At 59.4% G+C, this 17249-nt stretch carries 12 protein-coding genes and 1 pseudogene; 4 read left to right on the forward strand and 9 right to left on the reverse strand.

What is annotated here, in order from left to right:
- Window positions 1-30: 30 nt before the first annotated feature.
- Window positions 31-579 carry a hypothetical protein gene (locus ETW24_RS16025; protein WP_129371974.1) on the reverse strand — a complete coding sequence of 183 codons (549 nt, stop codon included), beginning with the start codon at window positions 577-579 and terminating at the stop codon, window positions 31-33.
- A 355-nt stretch (window positions 580-934) separates the two neighbouring features.
- Here ETW24_RS16025 and ETW24_RS24920 point away from each other — a divergent pair.
- Window positions 935-1102: pseudogene (locus tag ETW24_RS24920) on the forward strand (transposase); the annotation flags it as partial.
- A gap of 257 nt (window positions 1103-1359) precedes the next feature.
- Here ETW24_RS24920 and ETW24_RS16030 read toward each other — a convergent pair.
- The 3 genes from ETW24_RS16030 to ETW24_RS16040 all read right to left on the reverse strand — a co-directional run bounded on the left by ETW24_RS16030 (window position 1360) and on the right by ETW24_RS16040 (window position 4352).
- Window positions 1360-1605, reverse strand: coding sequence for a DUF6489 family protein (locus ETW24_RS16030; RefSeq protein WP_129371975.1), 246 nt, complete (start codon window positions 1603-1605; stop codon window positions 1360-1362).
- A 300-nt stretch (window positions 1606-1905) separates the two neighbouring features.
- On the reverse strand, window positions 1906-3096 hold the full coding sequence (locus ETW24_RS16035) for an OmpP1/FadL family transporter (protein WP_164982758.1): 1191 nt from the start codon (window positions 3094-3096) through the stop codon (window positions 1906-1908).
- A gap of 74 nt (window positions 3097-3170) precedes the next feature.
- Complete coding sequence (locus tag ETW24_RS16040) at window positions 3171-4352, reverse strand: acyl-CoA dehydrogenase family protein (RefSeq protein ID WP_129371977.1); 1182 nt, start codon at window positions 4350-4352, stop codon at window positions 3171-3173.
- Window positions 4353-4579: 227 nt separating this feature from the next.
- Here ETW24_RS16040 and ETW24_RS16045 point away from each other — a divergent pair, with 227 nt between their 5' ends.
- Together ETW24_RS16045 and ETW24_RS16050 are read left to right on the forward strand one after the other, a co-directional pair.
- Window positions 4580-7108: a LuxR C-terminal-related transcriptional regulator gene (locus tag ETW24_RS16045; RefSeq protein WP_129371978.1), complete on the forward strand. Its 2529-nt coding sequence runs from the start codon at window positions 4580-4582 to the stop codon at window positions 7106-7108.
- Between the two features lie 80 nt (window positions 7109-7188).
- Window positions 7189-9102 (forward strand): aldehyde dehydrogenase family protein, encoded by a 1914-nt coding sequence (locus tag ETW24_RS16050; RefSeq protein ID WP_129371979.1) that lies wholly within the window; start codon window positions 7189-7191, stop codon window positions 9100-9102.
- 57 nt (window positions 9103-9159) lie between these two features.
- Here ETW24_RS16050 and ETW24_RS16055 read toward each other — a convergent pair whose 3' ends face one another.
- From ETW24_RS16055 to ETW24_RS16075, 5 genes are read right to left on the reverse strand one after another with little or no spacing between them, the layout of a single operon-like run.
- The gene (locus ETW24_RS16055) at window positions 9160-10413 is read right to left on the reverse strand and encodes a DUF445 domain-containing protein (RefSeq protein WP_129371980.1); all 1254 of its coding nucleotides are present in this window, start codon (window positions 10411-10413) and stop codon (window positions 9160-9162) included.
- The gene (locus tag ETW24_RS16060; protein ID WP_129371981.1) at window positions 10371-11255 is read right to left on the reverse strand and encodes an alpha/beta fold hydrolase; all 885 of its coding nucleotides are present in this window, start codon (window positions 11253-11255) and stop codon (window positions 10371-10373) included. The genes ETW24_RS16055 and ETW24_RS16060 overlap by 43 nt, the downstream gene beginning before the upstream one ends.
- Entirely contained in the window at window positions 11252-12895 is a 1644-nt protein-coding gene (locus ETW24_RS16065; RefSeq protein WP_129371982.1) for an alpha/beta fold hydrolase, read from the reverse strand. The genes ETW24_RS16060 and ETW24_RS16065 overlap by 4 nt, the downstream gene beginning before the upstream one ends.
- A 33-nt stretch (window positions 12896-12928) precedes the next feature.
- The gene (locus tag ETW24_RS16070; protein WP_129371983.1) at window positions 12929-13396 is read right to left on the reverse strand and encodes a MaoC family dehydratase; all 468 of its coding nucleotides are present in this window, start codon (window positions 13394-13396) and stop codon (window positions 12929-12931) included.
- Between the two features lie 11 nt (window positions 13397-13407).
- Window positions 13408-15042 carry an AMP-binding protein gene (locus ETW24_RS16075; protein ID WP_129371984.1) on the reverse strand — a complete coding sequence of 545 codons (1635 nt, stop codon included), beginning with the start codon at window positions 15040-15042 and terminating at the stop codon, window positions 13408-13410.
- A gap of 352 nt (window positions 15043-15394) precedes the next feature.
- Between ETW24_RS16075 and ETW24_RS16080 the strand changes: the two genes are divergently transcribed.
- Window positions 15395-17233, forward strand: coding sequence for a DUF3604 domain-containing protein (locus tag ETW24_RS16080; protein WP_129371985.1), 1839 nt, complete (start codon window positions 15395-15397; stop codon window positions 17231-17233).
- The last annotated feature ends 16 nt before the right edge of the window (window positions 17234-17249 follow it).

The following is a 17249-nucleotide window of genomic DNA, read 5'->3' on the forward strand; positions in this document are numbered from 1 at the left end:
TGAAGTTTCATACGTTTTCATTTTCTCATCCTAGCGCAAAACCAACGGGAGAAGCAGGAAAGGGGTTGCTCCCATGAGCAGGAACAGGGTCCACTTTCCCGACGACGACACCTTGTAGCGGTGCAGAAACCAGGCGACGCAAGCCACCCCCAATCCGGCCTCCGCGATGGTTCCGGCCACAGGTGCGACCACCCAAAGCTGTAATCCGAACTCCGCCGTGTCCGGCCCGTGAAAATTGTGGGGATAACCCGTTACAAGATCACAAAGCTCATGGAGGATGACCAAACCAAAGCACCAGGCTGTCACCACCCAGTTTCTGAAGAAGATGTAAACCAGAAATCCCGCTGCCAACGCCCAGCCGAGCACGGGCAGCAAATCGTGACTGTACCGCATATCTATGGTCGCACTGCCGATAGCCGGCAAGATTGAGTCTCCAAGCTCTACCTGTTCTGCACCTGTGAAGACGAATATCAACATCAAGTAGTCGATGCCCTGCGCTACAAGGAGATAAAGCCAGATCGGTCCTTTCGGAGCCTCAGCCTTTGCCACCAGTGCGGTTGCGTAATGGCCGGAGATCATTTGCGTTCCCCTTTGTTCACAACGGATACGGTTGCAACAAAGAGAATGATGTACAGAACGATTACTCCCGCTAACTGGATGTAAAGTATATTCATGGATTACCTCTTTCCTGAACTAAATTTCCCCACTTCTAAATATCGCTATCTGGCGTTGATGTTGCCCCCCTAACGGGTGGTGGATCTGTGCCGGCCGCAATCGGACGAGGCTTTTTTTGTTAGGGTCTCAGGATCAAGATTCGCGAATGAGCAGTGACGGTGTTTGATTCTAGGCCGTGTTAACAAAAGGGTTTCACAATGTGGGCTGAACGTGATTCAGGCGGGTATCTGCGACGGAGACCAGCTTGGCACGAGACCTGATGCCGGACGAGGATTGGGCGTTCTTTGAGCGGTTCATCCTGACAGCCCGCGCCCAGAACGGATGCAAACCCACCGGCCACCGCCTTGTTCTTGATGAGTTTTTCTAGATTGCCCGCACCGGGCCACCGTGGCGCGAGTTTCCTGCAGACTTCGGAAAATGGTCATCCGCTCCATCTAACCGAATGGGTTCGCGAAGTGAAACCTGCATGGGCAGAGGTCTGCAACAACGCCCATCGGGTGCCTCACTCGTGATCACGTGTCCCTAACCTGACGAACATCGTCGAATGTAATGCCCCGAAAGTAGGCGCTGTCGGTTTGACGCCGAGCAAAGCGTGAGATCGCCAAAGCAACTTTCCGAAAATACCTCGATAGATATTTTCGGAAAAATCAACGTGATCAATTCACCGCCAGACAGGGTATGGCGTCACTTCTTGGTGGGTTCCGTTACGTCGATCACGCCACCGAACATGGACCTAAGCCATTCGGGGTTTACACTTGCTGAATTCATCCACTTTTCCATAAGCGCTGCTGGCGACATTTTCTTAATTTCGACTTCCATCTTCTTGTTCATGTCCTCAAGCCAAGCATCCTGCATTGGTTTGATTTCCGGCATCCCGAGAAATTCCCGCAATTCAGCTGGCGAGCAATCGGCTTCGACAGATAGTTTCATAGTCTTTCTTAACGCTCCTCTGTTTAAGTTAGATTCAGGACAGTTGGTTGTCCGGAATTCTGACCCCGGTACCCGTCAGATTACATTACCCATCATAAGACGGTGCGGGATCGGTGGCAATTTACGGCAATTGCCGTTTGCTTCCCGATAGCCAAACAAACCTCGGTGGATCCGCACCGTAGGACCGTGCGATCGGTGTTAGGTCAACTGCAACGACGAGTAGCGCTTTCTCAGGTGGCATTATTTTCCCTCTATTTCTGAGAATCGAAGATACCTTGTTTATGGCATTAAAAAGAGTAGTCAGAATTTGATATCCAGCCCCAGTTTGGCGACGAAGATGGCGTCATTACCAATGGAATAGCGGATCTCGGGTGGAGTAGACCGGGCCGTTCCGGAGCTTTGGAAGTTTACCGCACCGCCAAATGTCACAGCAGCATTCTCCGCGATCTGGTACCGCGCGCCTCCGCCGACCGTCCAGCTCTCCTTGGTCGGGGTCCAACCAGTGGAGGTGGACGAATCCCACTTGACGAAGGCGCTGAGGCCTAACTTGTCGTTGACCCGGCGAGCGACACCTACTCTCGCGCTCCAGCCATCCTTAAGGCGGGGGCTGTATTCGGCGATCTGGGTGCCTGCACCGCTCAGAAAGATCGGAAAATCACCCCAGGCACTCCATTCCTGCCATTTCAAATCAGCCTGCACCAGCCAGCCAGGGGCAACCCCGGATTGCAGCTTCAGCTCAAGGCTCTGCGGGACCGGGAGATTGACATGGATCGCCCGCCGGCTCAGTTCGGCCCCGCTCGACCCGATGACGAAATCTCCGCGAAGCCGAACATCAGACTCGCTGGTATACAGGAGCAGCACGCGAAAGGCTTTTTCGGGCAACTCGTAAGCCAGCCCGGCCTGCCAGCTCAGCGCGGTATTCGAACCGCCAAAATCTAGCGCCGAGAAGGTTTCGGCCGTGGTGCCCGGTACAACGCCGGCGGCCAGGTTCTGGGTCCTGATCGCATCGCCCTTCACCGCGCCGACACCGGCGATAAAGCGAAGCGCCCCCTTTGCTAGAGGATGGCGGTAGGAGCAGGCGGTGCGTATCTGCCGCATGTTGATTTCGAAGTCGATGACCTTGAAGCGGCCCTGCCAGCCCGGTGAGAAATGGGCGTTGACATTCAGCGGCTCGTTGTAGCCGAACAGGCAACCGATCCGGTCGGTAAGGTCCATCTTCACGGAGCCCTCGAAGATAATCAGGTTTTCAGCGGGGTCGCTTGTCCGTGCGCCAGTGGTCACCGGTGCGCCGGTGCGATCGACAGCGCTTTGCACGGTGAACTTGCGTGTGGGCACGACGAATGTTGTCGAGAATCCCGCCGAGTTTCCCGGTGTGAACAGACGGTCAACCGACGGCGACGTGCGCTCGAAGCCTGCGGCCCATGCTTGGGTGGCAGACAGTGCCCCCGCCAGAACGATAGCGGGCAGGCTAAGTATCCGGTTTTCGAGCATTTTCCAACTCCTGCGATGCCATATTCCAGTACAGGCGTCCGGGTGCATCGCGGCCCGCTGCCAGTCAATTTTGTTTAGACGAAAGCGCTGGTCCCGGTCAGGGCGCGGCCGACGATCAAGGTGTTGATCTCACGCGTGCCTTCGTAGGAATAGATCGCCTCGGCGTCGGCGACGAAGCGGCCGACCTGCTCTTCCAGCAGAATGCCGTTGCCGCCAAGAAGCTCTCGCGCCAGACCAACCGTCTCGCGCGCCGAACTTGTACAATAAGCTTTGGCAAGCGATGCCTGTTCCTCCGAGCAGCCGCCCTCGTCAATCAACGCCGACAGGCGATGGCAGAGGGTCATCGACGTGGTGATCCCGCTCAGCATCCGCACCAGCAGATCCTGGACCAGCTGAAAGCCACCGATCGGCCGTCCGAATTGCTCCCGGCGCTTGGCGTAGGCGAGGGCGTGTTCGAAGGCACCGAGCGCGCATCCTGTCGCCTGCCAGGCGACATAGGCGCGGGTCAGGCGCAGCACCTTGGCGGTGTCGGCGAAACTGTTGGCGTTCGTCAGCTTGTTCTCATCGGGTATGCGGCAGTCGTCGAGCGTGATCATCGCGTTCTGCACCACACGCAGCGCGATCTTGTCTTGCATCACTTCGGTGGAATAGCCGGGGGTTCTCTTCTCGACGACGAAGCCCTTGACCTGATTGTCCGTGACGTCGCGCGCCCAGATAACGTTGACGTCGGCGAAACTTGCGTTTCCGATCCATCGCTTCCGGCCGTTCAGCACCCAATTGCCGCCGTCACGCCGCGCTGTCGTCTGCAAGCCCCCGGCCGCCGCCGAGCCGACCTCGGGCTCGGTCAGGCCGAACGATCCGATCTTCTCGAGCCTGGCCATGGCCGGAAGCCAGCGCTGGCGTTGTTCCTCCGAGCCACAAAGATAGATCGATGCCGCACAAAGCCCGCCATGGACCCCCAGGAAAGTCGCCATCGATGGATCGGTTCGGCCGACCTCAAGCGCGATAAAGCCCTCGAGCAGGGCGGATCGGCCACGAAACCCGTATCCCTTGTAGGAAACACCCACGATACCGAGCTTGGCAATCTCTGGAACCAGCTCGTGCGGGAAGCTCGCGCGGGTCCAATGGTCGTTGATGACCGGGGCGACCTGGTCGATCATCAGGGTGCGCAAATCTGCAAGCAGCGCCTGATCCTCTGTCGGCAGCGTGTAACGAAGCGCGTAGAAGTCTCCTGGCCAGGCGTCTGCGTTGGTCATGTGAATCCCCCTTGTAACGTCCAACCGGCTGATCGGTATTATGGTGCATTCTGATGATCCGCCGGTATGATGCCCCCCACAAAGGGGGGGTCGCGATTTTACGGATGGGGGGTTAGCGGTGGCTAGGGCCGGCAAACATGCCTGAGATTTTCCGGACGCCTGCACGCCCGCCCGGAGTTTGACACAAGGCAAGTATCCAACCATCTTGATACCGAGGGAGTTCTCTAGTGCGAAATACGCAGAAGTTTTCTCCGCCGCGGGGGCGATCGGAATTCATCCTACGTGAGGCGGCATACTCCAGGCTGCTCGACTCCGACCTGTCGTTGCTGGTCGCACCGCCTGGCTACGGCAAGACGAGCCTGCTTTCACACCTATGGCGAAATGAGCGCGGGCGCGATGGTGCAACTGTCGCGTGGCTCACCGTCAATAAGACAGACGAAGCCCAGGGGATGTTCCTGCCATCGCTTGAAAATGCTGTCATGATGGCACTCACGGTCGCAGGGCGGCCCGGTCCTGGCAGGCTCGCCCGAGGCTGGAGCAACGCGCGAAACCTTGCTGACGCACTTACTGCCGAGGCCATCCGGGCCGATCGGGACGTGCGTTTGATCATCGATGACATCCATCTGCTACAAGACCCGGAATCGCTGGATGCAATTACACATATTGCCCGTCGTGGGGCGATCAGCCTGGCGCTGGCTGGCCGAATGCTTCCTGAGGCGCTTGAAATTCCGTGGGCGGGCGCCGCGTTGATGAGCGCCGAGGATCTGCGCCTTGATCTTGAGGAAACCCAGACCCTGTTTGAACGCTTGACCGGCGGCCAGGTTCCGCACGACCACGCGATATACAGCATGACCGAGGGCTGGCCTGCCGGCGTCGCGTTAATCGCACTCGGTGTAAAGTGTTCGACCGTGGCCGCATCGGCCGGCCAAGATCCTGAGTCCGGCTATCTCAGCAGCCTGTGTGACAGCTTTTCACCGGATGAACTGGACCGCCTGTCGCGGCTGTCGATCTTCTCGAGCTTTACACCGGACATAGCGGCTTTGGTGATAACCGATACACCGATTGATCCTTTCTTCGAGGAAGTCGTCTTACGCTGTCCGCTGGTTGAGCGCTGGGGCGACGCCAGTGTCATGCGGTTTCACCCGATGCTGCAGGAGCATTTTGCGACACTCCTTGCACAAAAGGGCGAGCACGCGCTGACCGGGCTCCATGCGAAAGCCTCCGCGGGGCTGTTGCAGATGGGTAAGTGGCACGAAGCAGTGCACCATGCGTTTTGTGCGGGCCGTCCCGAGCGAGCCGGTGCGATCATTCTCGATCATGCCCGGGAATTGCTGAGTGACGGCAGTCTGCCGCTACTGCTGCAATTCCTGGAGCGCATCCCCGAAGGATACCGCGTGGACGATCCCCGCATGCAGCTGCTTGAGGCATGGGTATACTCGATGACCCACAAAGCACCGAAAGCACTGCGTATTCTGGACCAGATCAAAGACCCTGAGGCGGTCGATCCGGTTTTCGCGACTGAGTTGCAGGTGGTGCGCGCTGTAGCGCTGATCGTGGTCGAGAAAATCGACGCCGCGAGAGAGACGGTCCGCCAGATCACGGACGATGCGGTCTGCACCGAACGTTGGGTTCGTGAGGTCCTGCGCAACATTGAAAGCTATCTGAACTTTAGATCTGGAGCTTTCGCCCAGGCGCGCACCGTACCCGATTGCACGCTGCCGATTAAGCGGACTTACCAGCTTGTGTTCTCTGCCATGTCCTGGGCCGAGCAGGGCCGTTTGAGCGCGGCGCATCGCCAGTTTGAGAGAGAGTTCAAGCAGGCTCGAATTTCCTTCCCCGACGATTCGGCAATTGGCGCGGTGATCTACGCGTTCCATTCCGCCATCCTGTTTGCCCGGGGCGACCACGAGGCGATCGTCGAGCGCCATTTCCGCTATGAGGCCATAATCCGCGAAGCCTGTCCGCTTGATGCCCTGCGATTGTCGACCATTGCACGGGCGCGGGTCGATGCCGCAGCCGGCTTCTTCGATATTGCGCAGGATCGGCTGGAAACTGTTGTTGCCTTGGCGCGAGAACGCAGCTGGCACCGGCTTGATGCCGCCTGCTGCGCCGAGCGGGCGCGGCTCTGGATGCAGCAGGGCGATCTTGCCGCCGCGCAACGGCTTTTAAAGCGGCTAGAGCTCATAGCCGATCGGGACCGGATCGACGCCTCGGCGATGAAAGAAATTCGCGTATCTATCGATACGACCCGGATCAGGCTCGATATCCTGTCCGGCCAAGCCGGGCAGGCCGCGATTGCCGCCGAGAAGATGCTCGACGATTTCATGGCCACCGGCTTTATCTTCCGCGCCACGCGTATGCGGCACCTGCTTGGCGTCGCCCTTCTGGCTGCAGATGAAAGGATTCGCGCGACACAGGTGCTTGGTTCGCTGCGCAGCTGGGCCAATGACGAGCAGGCGGAGGCTGTTCTAACGCTTGAACCGCCCTTCTCGGCAAGCCATTTTCACAAGCACGCGCCGTCCGCAGACAGCGGCAGGAATGAGCCGCATGACCAGCTAAATCCACGCGAGCACGACGTGATCAAGCTGGCTGCGACAGGCCGGACGAACAAAGAGATCGCACGCGGACTTGACGTCAGTCCCGAGACGGTCAAATGGCATCTGAAGAACATTTACAGCAAGCTTCACGTTAACAACCGCGTCGAAGCCATCGCCAAGCTTCACCGTATTGACGTAGGTGTCAGCAAGACTGGCTGACTGCCCCCCCGTTCGTGGGGGTCCTGTTGTCCAGCAGACCTTTACCTCTAGGGGGGAACAAACCCCGCGAGGCGCGTGCAATGAATGATGAAGATGACAAAATCAGGCGGTTGAAAGAAGCATTCGCGACCTTGCAGCGCGGCTACGAGGTAGAGCGTTGCCCGACCGTGACTGTCCGCCGAGATCGGCTGTATCGACTGGCGGCGATGCTCAACAAATACGAGACCCGGCTGATCGAGGCGATGTCAGATGACTTCGGACACCGCTCGCATCACGAGTCTGCGATGTTCGACATCGTACTCTCGCTCAGCGAGATCGGGGACTGCCGGCGCCATGTGCGAAAGTGGATGCGTCCGCGGCGGGTCCCCACCCGGTTTCACCTGCGCCCGGCAAAAAGCCGGATCATCCCCCAACCGCTTGGTGTGGTCGGCGTCATGACACCGTGGAACTTCCCGGTCTATCTTGGCATCGGTGGCGTCGCAGATGCCATTGCTGCGGGTAATCGCGTGCTGCTTAAGCCGAGTGAGCTGACACCGGCCACGAGCGAGGTGCAGGCGGAAGCCATCGCCGAGTTCTTCGCTCCCGACGAGTTCAATGTTGCGATAGGCGGTGTCGAAGTCGCCCAGGCGTTCAGCGATCTGCCTTTCGATCACATCCTTTTCACCGGATCTACGGCTGTGGGCCGCAAAGTGGCCGAGGCCGCGGGACGGAACCTGACTCCGGTCACGCTGGAGCTTGGCGGCAAGTCGCCTGCCCTTGTCACGCCCTCGGCAAGGCTCGGCAAGGCAGCCCGCTCGATCGCCCATGCAAAACTGGCCAATGCTGGGCAGATCTGCATTGCGGCGGATTACGTGCTGGTCCCCGAGGCGATGCGCAAGGATTTCGTGCATGAGTTAGGCGCCTGCATGACCAAGCTTTACCCGACCTATTCGGACAATCCGGATTATACGGCGATCGTCAGCGATACCCATTTCGAGCGCCTTGGGCAGCTGGTCGATGATGCGGTCGCGGGTGGCGCCAATGTCATCAGGCCGCATCACGATGGGCCGGCTACGACGCGGAAGTTTCCGCCCACCATCCTCACCGATCTTCCCGAGAATTGCAGGGTAATGCAGGAAGAAATTTTTGGCCCGGTCCTGCCGGTCATCGGCTATGACGGTCTCGACGATGCCATTGCCAGGATCAATGGACGTGATCGGCCACTGGCGCTTTATGTATTCTCAGAGTCCTCGTCGGACCGCGATCGTGTATTGGCAGAAACGGTCTCGGGCGGTGTCGTCATCAATGATTGCCTCTGGCACGTTCCAAACGACAGTTTGCCCTTCGGCGGTGTGGGCGCCAGCGGTATGGGGGCCTATCACGGCCGCGCCGGATTCGATGCAATGTCCAAGCTCAAACCCGTGATGTACCAGTCGCGCCTCAGCGCAACGTCGTTGCTATATCCGCCCTTTCGGGCACCGGACCGAGAAGTTAGGGCGTTTGCTGCGCCGGATCATTTGATCGAAAAGGCTATGCTGCACTGCAGCAATTTACTGCTGCATTGCAGCATAGCTTTTGCTATAGTGCTATTAGCAAGTGGAAAACCCGTCGAAAAGGAACCTGATATGACAAAACATACTAGCAAGACATGTTCGACCAGCCTTACCACACTGGAAGAGTCCGTAGGACGTGATGCCGCGCAGGATTCCGTGAGCCGGACCCTCGGCGCAGTGACCGCCACTGGTCGCGCTCTGTTTGACGGCGTGATTGCGTTCGACCGGGCGCTGCTCGGTTCCACCAAGGTTGCCTTTACCGACACGATGAACCACGGTCGCGAGTCGCTGCGCGCCAAGAATGTTCACTGCCTGCTTGAGCTTCAGGCGCAATTCGTCAAACATCGCTACGAGACGGTGAACCTCCAGGCCACGGAACTTTCCGAACTGACCCGGACGCAGCTTGCGACTGCATGGGAACAGCTTCGTGATATCGGCGGGACCAAAAACAAGCCGGCCTGAACCGGCCGGTCGCACAGGAACTGAAGAAAGGGAGCGGCGCATCGCTCCCTTTTCTGTTCAGCCAGCGGCTCCTGCAAGTAATCCCTCGACACCGTGAAGAAGGCCGCCGAGGCAGGCACCGAGCGCGGCACCGTTGAGCCGGATGAATTGCAGATCGCGTCCGACCTCGGCCTCGAAGCGCGAGATCAGCAGTTCGCTATCCCATTCCGCGATGGTCTGCTCGACATAACGGCCGATCACAGGGCGCAACTCCAGGACGATGCTTTCTGCCGCGCCTATGGCGGACGCCTCAAGGCGTTCTATCGCTTCAGGATCGCTGCGCATCTCGCCTGCGGTTCGCAGAAAGGCCCGCTCAAGCCGCTTCTCCAGCGTGCCATCATGCGCGGCCAAAACCGTCTTTCGTTCGATCTGCCGCAGCAGCCCCCGGATCCGTTCGCCAAAGCTGTTCGTCCCGGACAATTCGGCAAGGGCGTCGTGCAGCGCGTTTTCCAACCTGCCCGACTCCGAAAGACGGGCGACGACATCGTTTACCGCGTCCTCAAAGCCAAGACGAAGCTGCGAATTCGGCTCGGACATCTCGTCTATCACCGACAACACCCCGTCGACAACGGTGTTAGCCGCTATCCGGTCGACCTGCGACGAAATCCACCAGCGGCTTCTATCCTGAACGATCTGGAGAGCAACCTCGCGATTCTCGTCGATCGACTCGCGCACCAGGGCCAGCGTGGCATCGAGGATCCCGCCTTTGGCGCCTGCCTTGATCAGGGTGCTTGCGACGTCGGCCAGCGCCCGTGCTGATGCGGGATCCGACACGGTGTTCCGGACCAGATCAATCACGGCATTCTCGAACGGGCGCAGCAACGGCTTCGGCGCGTCCGAGCCGAGCAGCCGCGCGACCCGGCGCGCAATCATGCGGGCACCGCCTTCATTCTCGATCCACACGAGTCCCCGTTTGACCAGATCGGCTGCCGTCATCTTTTCGACCAATCGCCGCGGTTCCAGGAAATGCTCTTCGATAAAACGGCCAACCGAAGTGGCGACCCGCGCTTGGTTCCGCGGCAAGAGCGCCGTATGGGGGATTGGCAGCCCGAGCGGCCGTCGGAACAGCGCCTCGACAGCGAACCAATCAGCGAGCCCGCCTATTATGCCTGCCTCGGACATCGCCCGGACGGTCATGACCCATCCCGCCGGTGTGCCGCCGAAAAAGGTAGCCGAGTAGGTCAAGGCAAGAACGGCGAGCGTACCGGTGGCGAACCGGCGCAGGCGGGTTAACCCGGCTCGGCGGAGGGCTTCGTCGGGTTTGGGTCGCATGAGGAATTCTCGGCTGGTTTCTGCCGGATATCGTTGAAGAAGCTCATCATCAGGGCGGCCACGTCTTCCCGCAGTGTCATCATGAAGAGGTGTCCGCAACCGATGATTTCAAGCCTGGCGTCGCGTAGCCGGCTGGTCAGGATCCTGCCGTTGACCGGGGGCAGGATGGGATCGTCAGCCCCCATCATCACCAGAGCCGGCGCCTCGATCCGCGGCAGCCAGTGCCAACTTGTCCAGCCACTGGCTGCCATGAGCTGATACAGATAGCCCCGTGCATTTGCACCCGAGAGCGAATCGACATGCTGCCGTAAAAAGGGCGTGCTCTCTTGCACCAGGCCACCATAAAGTTTCGGACCGACCTTCATCATGTGTTCAGGGTCCGAATAGCGCCGCGGGCGGGCCAGTTCGAGCAAGACGCGCGGATCGCCAGGAACGGCAACGATACCGGTTGAGGTTGCGGCCAGAACCAGCGACCGGGTGCGCGCCTTGTGGCGGTAGGCAAAGGTCTGCGCCAGACCGCCTCCCCAAGAGACGCCGAAAACATGGGCGCGCTTGATGTCCAACTCGTTAAGAAGATGTGCGCTCAAATCGGCCAGAGTCGAAAACCGGTAAGGCAGCAAAGGGGCTGGCGAACTGCCGACGCCCGGCGCATCAAAAGTGATCGTCCTGATTGACGGGAAGGCCTGCATGAAGCTGGCAGCGGCCTCGATCGGAGCGCCGATGCCGTTGAACAAGAGCAGTGTCTCGTCGGCATCAACCGGCCCGGCTTCGGCGACGCGAAGAACCTGACTGCCAAGGCGGAGCGTGCGCAAACGGAGCGCTTTTATGCCGGAGTTATTCACGCTTCGATCCGCACATAGGTTCCGGGCGCCTCATCCAACGGCGGATATTCCTTTGAGCCGGGTTGTTTTGGCGCCTCTGTCTTCTTGCCGGAACGCTTTTCAAGCCACTTAACCCAGTATGGCCACCAGCTCCCTTCATTTTGTTTGGCACTTTCCTTGAACGTCTCCGGGGAGTCGCCCGTCGCACCGGTGTAGAAGGCCGTCTTCTTATTGCCGGGCGGGCTCACGATCGACTGGACATGCCCGCTGTTGGTGAGCACAAAATCGGTTTTTCCGCCAAGCAATCCAGTGGTGCGATAGCACCCTTCCCAAGGCGTGATGTGGTCGGTCTCGCCGCCGAGTACAAAGGCATCGCAGGTGACCCGCGACAGGTCAATCGAGCGGCCGCCGATCTCGACCGTGCCCGGCCGCGCCAGCCCGTTCGATTCGAGAATTCCGACGAAATCGCCATGCAGGCCTGAGGTCATCCGCGTGACGTCAGTGTTCCAGTAGAGCAGGTCGAAGGCGGGCGGTGACTCGCCCATCAGATAGTTGTTGACCCAGTAGCTCCAGATCAGTTCGTTTGGCCTGAGCCACGCAAAAACCTTGGCAAGATCGCGCCCTTCCAGAACCCCCTGGGATCCCGAGGCGGCTTTGGCGAGCTCCAGCGTGTCGAGATTGGCGAAAAGACCCATCGACGTGTCGGCGATCTCGTCTGTATCGAGGATCGTAACCATCAAGGTCAAACTGCGCACACGATCGACACTGTCGGCCGCGTAGGCGCCGAGCAGCGCCGCCGTGGTGATACCGCCCGAACAGGCCGCCGCAAGATGAACCTGCTCAGACCCGCTGATCGCGCTGACAGTATCAACCGCCCGTTCAAGTGCCGCCACGTAACCGTCCAGGCCCCACTCAGCCTGTTTGGCGTCCGGGTTGAACCAGCTGACGATGAACACCTGGAAGCCGCTGCTGACAAGGAACTCGATAATGCTGCGCTTGGGAGCGAGATCCCAGACATAATATTTGTTGATCTGCGGCGGAACGACCAGTATCGGCGTGCCGTGAACTTTCTCGGTCTGCGCGGCGTACTGGATCAGTTCGTACTCGGGATCGCGCCGTACGACATTGCCCGGGGTCAGCGCGAGATTCTTGCCGACGGTGAACTTGGACTTATCAACCATTGACGGCATGCCGCCGTTTTCCTGCAAATCCTCAAGCATTTGGCGGGCGCCCGTCACCAGATTCTCGCCTCCGGTCTCGATGGTGCGCTTCAGCGCCGCCGGGTTGCCGAGCAGTGTGTTGGTCGGCGCGACCGCGTCAAGGATCGAAGAGGTTGCAGTGCTGGCGCGCCCCTCGTCCTTCGGTGAAAGGTCAAGCGCATTTATCCAACCTTCGATGCCGGCACGCATGGCCAGGTGCCCCTGCATCGCCGTGCGGTAGAACGGATTGCTCTCCCACGCCGAATCCTGAAAGCGGCGGTCGCCCTTCTCCGGCTGGACGCCGGACTTGCCGGAAAGACTCTTGCCGATTTCGCGGGCGATCTGGCTGATCGCGTCGGTCGCGGCCCCCGGATTGCTCAATGCCGCGCCGTAGAACCTGAAAAGCGAACGGGTCAGTTCGCCGTGCGGCGCACCGTCATCGTCTTTGTTCCGGATTTTCATGAGACCTCCTAGCTGCCGGTAAGGCAGGATCGTTTATACGAAGACAAGAGCGAGCGCTTCGGCGAAGACAGCAGGCGCCTCGGCGCCTTCCGCGGCGACGGTACATGAGGTGCGGACCAGCAAACGGTCGTCGCCTTTCGGTTCAACGCCGGTCAGCGTGACGCTGACCCGGACTGTGGCACCGGCCGGGACGGCGCCGGTAAAACGAACCTTGTCCAGCCCGTAATTCATCACCCCCGAGGCGTCGCCGGGAAAAACACCGATCTCCTGCAAAGCTGACGCGATCAGCGACAGGCAGAGAAACCCGTGAGCAATCGGGCCACCGAACGGGCTTTCACGCTCTGCCCGCTCGACGTCGACGTGGATCCACTGCTGGTCTTCAGTACAATTTGCAAAAGCATTGATACGGGCCTGGTCGATCACGATCGGCGCGCTCGCGCCAAACTCGTGTCCGACGTGTCCGGCCATCGTAGCAAGTGAATATCCTTCTGGAATCGCCATGATGCCGCTCCTCAATCGAGCTTCTGCAGTTCGCGCCGCAGAATCTTGCCAACCGTGGATTTCGGCAATTCGTCAACAAAGCGCACCTGACGCGGAACTTTGTAGCCCGCCAACGCATCGCGGCATTGTTCGATCACGCTGTCTTCGGTGAGATCGGCGCCGTCTTCCTTGACGATGTAGAGCCGGACCAATTCGCCGGTCTTCTCGTCCGGCACGCCGACAGCGGCACATTCGAAAACACCCGGAAAGCCTGCAACGGCCGCCTCGATCTCGTTGGGGTAAACGTTGAAGCCCGAGACGAGGATCATGTCCTTCTTGCGATCGACAATCGAAAGATACCCCTCGTCGTCGAACACGCCGATGTCACCGGTGCGGAAGAAGCCGTCAGCCGTGAACGACTCGGCGTTGGCATCGTCACGGTTCCAGTAGCCGCTCATCACCTGTGGCCCGCGGGCGCAGACCTCACCCGGCTCGCCGCGCGGCGCTTCGGTTCCGTCATCGCGCAAGAGCTTGATTTCGGTCTCTGGCAGCGGCATGCCCACCTTGCCCGAAAATCCCTGCTTGCCCATCGGGTTCAACGTCAGGATCGGCGAAGTCTCGGACAGGCCATAGCCCTCGAGGATATCGGCACCGGTGATTTTGCGCCATTTCTCCGATGTCGAGGACAACACCGGCGCACCGCCGCCGATCGCAACCCGGTAGTTCGAGAAATCCAGCTTGCCGAATTCGGGATGCTGCAACATGCCGCCGAACAGCGTGTTCACACCGGTGATGACGCTGAAGGGATGCTTCTTCATGGTTTCCATGAACTCGCCCATGTCACGCGGATTGGCGATAAGCACGTTCTTGGCGCCGACCGAGAAGTAGCTGAGCAGATTCAAGGTCAGGGCAAAGATGTGATAAAGCGGCAGAGCCGTAATGACGGTTTCCTTGCCCGGGCGCAGCGCGTCCGCCGCGAACGCCTTGAATTGTTCGGAATTGGCGATGAGGTTCCTATGGCGCAGTACAGCACCCTTGGCGAACCCGGTGGTGCCGGCAGTGTATTGCAGATAGATCATGTCGTCGCGGCTCAATTCGACATGTGTGAAGGTGCTTTGTGCGCCTTCGGCCAGCGCATCCATGAAACGGATGGGGTTCGGAATGCCGGGATCAACCTCCGGGCTCTTGATATCCTCGCCGGTGCAATCGCCCATGTCGACGGTAATCACAGATTTGACAGACGTGTCGCCTAGAGCCTTTACCAGCGTGGCGGTCGAGCCACCGTAAATAACAATGGCCTCCACACCCGCATCGTTCAGTTGATGCGTCAATTCCGTCGCTGTGTAGAGCGGGTTGATGTTCACCTGTACACCACCGGCTCGCATTACCCCCATCATCGCAACCGGGAAGGCAAGCAGGTTTGGCGTCATCATAGCCACCCGGTCACCCTTCTTCAGGTTCAGCTTTGTCTGCAGGAAGGCAGCGAAGTCCCTGGAAAGTTTGTCGACCTCACCAAAAGTGAGCGAACTTGACAGGCTGTGGAACGCGGTTTTGTCCTTGTAGCGCTCCATCGCCGTCTCGATCATATCAACGACCGTTTCGTAGGCTTCGGTATTGATTTTAGTCGGCACATTCTCTGGATAGAATTGCTCCCAGAAACGAGGCATAGCGATCTCCCTATTTTGGTCTCCTGTGCATCGGGCGGATGCCCAAGCGACTTTAGAGGCTACGGTTTTTCTACAAGGCCAAGCTATGCGACGGATCAGTAGAGCAGGCACCCCACATATGGGGGGGTAGCCGGCCAGCTGCGGCGGCGCGTCTGGAAACGAGCAAGCAATCACTGCTGTTGCGGATGCCACCCTTACGGGGGGTGTGCAGGCCGCTCGGCCCTGAAAGGATCACACGGATCGTCGAACGGTATGCGCAGCAAAGTGTACGGGCGGCTTCGTAAACAATGGCTGCTAGCGCCAGCAGTAACCAATTGATAAAACGACCCGGTGGACCGGGAAGGAGGAAACCATGCGAACCATTCTTACGGTCGGCACCTGCGTCCTGGCGCTGTCAACGCCTGTCTTCGGTCAAGACACACATCTCTATTGGGGAGACACGCATCTCCACACCAACTACTCGCTCGACGCCTATGCCCTGCAAAACGAGACGGTGGACCCGGAGACCGCCTACCGCTTCGCGAAGGGCTTGCCGGTGATCGCGGGTCTGACAGGCCAGCGCGCGCAGCTAGAAACACCGCTCGATTTCCTCGTGGTCAGCGATCATGCGGAATTTCTGGGCGTGATCCGCGCGATCGGGCTTGGCGATCCCAAAATGATGGCGATCGAGGGCGGGCGGCGGTGGAACAAAATGCTGAATGAAGGCAAGGGCAAGCAGGTGTTCTTCGAGATCATCCAGACAGCCAATAAAGACGTGAACGCATTAATCGCTCTGAATTCAAAGGAAGTCCGCGCCACGGCCTGGGAAGCGATCGTGAACGCCGCGGAACGGCACAACGACCCGGGGCGCTTTACCACCTTCATCGGATGGGAATGGAGCTCGCAACCCGGCGGGCGCAATCTTCACCGTGTGGTATTCACGCCGGACGGCAAGGACAAGGCCATGGGATATTTGCCCTATGGCATGATCGACTCAGCCAAGCCACGTGATCTGTGGAACTGGCTGGCAGAAACCGCCGAACGCGAAGACACCGATTTCATTTCTATCCCCCATAACATGAACCTGTCACAGGGGACGATGTTTCCGCTCACTGATGAAAGCGGCAACCCGATTGACGAGGACTATGCAGAACAACGAGAACGATGGGAGACGGTTGCCGAGGTCACCCAGGTGAAAGGCGATTCAGAAACACACCCTGATCTGTCGCCGGACGACCCGTTTGCATATTTCGAGATCTACGACCGATCAATCACCGTCGAAGGCGGTTCGGCCAAGATCGAAGCCGGAAGCTACGCCCGTTCCGCGCTGATGCGCGGCCTGACGCTTGAGAATGCTATCGGCAAGAACCCCTACAAGTTCGGCATGATCGGTTCCACCGACGCGCACACAGGTCTGTCCACACCGGACGAGGGCAATTTCCTCGGAAAGTTCACGGCCGACAGCATTCCCGGCACCAAAATGAAGGAAACACTGCCCAATACGGTTGGTTGGGAGATGGCCGCGCAGGGACTGGCGGGTGTCTGGGCAACCGAGAACACCCGGGCAGCGATCGCCGCAGCCTTCCGGCGCAAGGAGGTCTACGCGACGACCGGCCCACGCATCGCGTTGCGCGTATTCGGCGGTTACAAGTTCCCCGCCGATGCTACCGAAGCGGTCGATCTGGCCGCGGTCGGCTACGCCCACGGCATTCCGATGGGAGGCGATCTGGCCCGGCCTGAAGGAGACAGCGCGCCAAGCCTTCTGATCCACGCGGTAAAAGACCCGCTGGGCGCCAATCTCGACAGGGTGCAGGTTGTCAAGGGTTGGCTGGGAACGGATGGGAAAACCCATGAGACGATCTATGATGTCGTGCTGTCGGATGGACGGACAGACGGATCCGTCGATGTCGGTGACACGATCGATCCCGAGACCGGCAGCTATACCAACGACATCGGCGCCCCCGAGTTTGTCACACTCTGGACCGATCCTGATTTCGCTCCCGGCCTGCGTGCCTTCTACTATGTTCGTGTCCTGCAGATACCAACGCCGCGCCACTCACTCTACAACGCGATTGCACTTCAGATTGACCCCGCCGAGACCGGACGGCCGCCAGTGATCCGCGAACGCGCCTACTCTTCGCCGATCTGGTACAGCCCGGGCGATGATCTTCGCACCGAGGTACCGGTGCTGGTGCCCGCAGGATCCGATTGAGACCAGAAGGGGAGCT

This window comes from Leisingera sp. NJS204, assembly GCF_004123675.1.
GTDB lineage: Bacteria > Pseudomonadota > Alphaproteobacteria > Rhodobacterales > Rhodobacteraceae > Leisingera.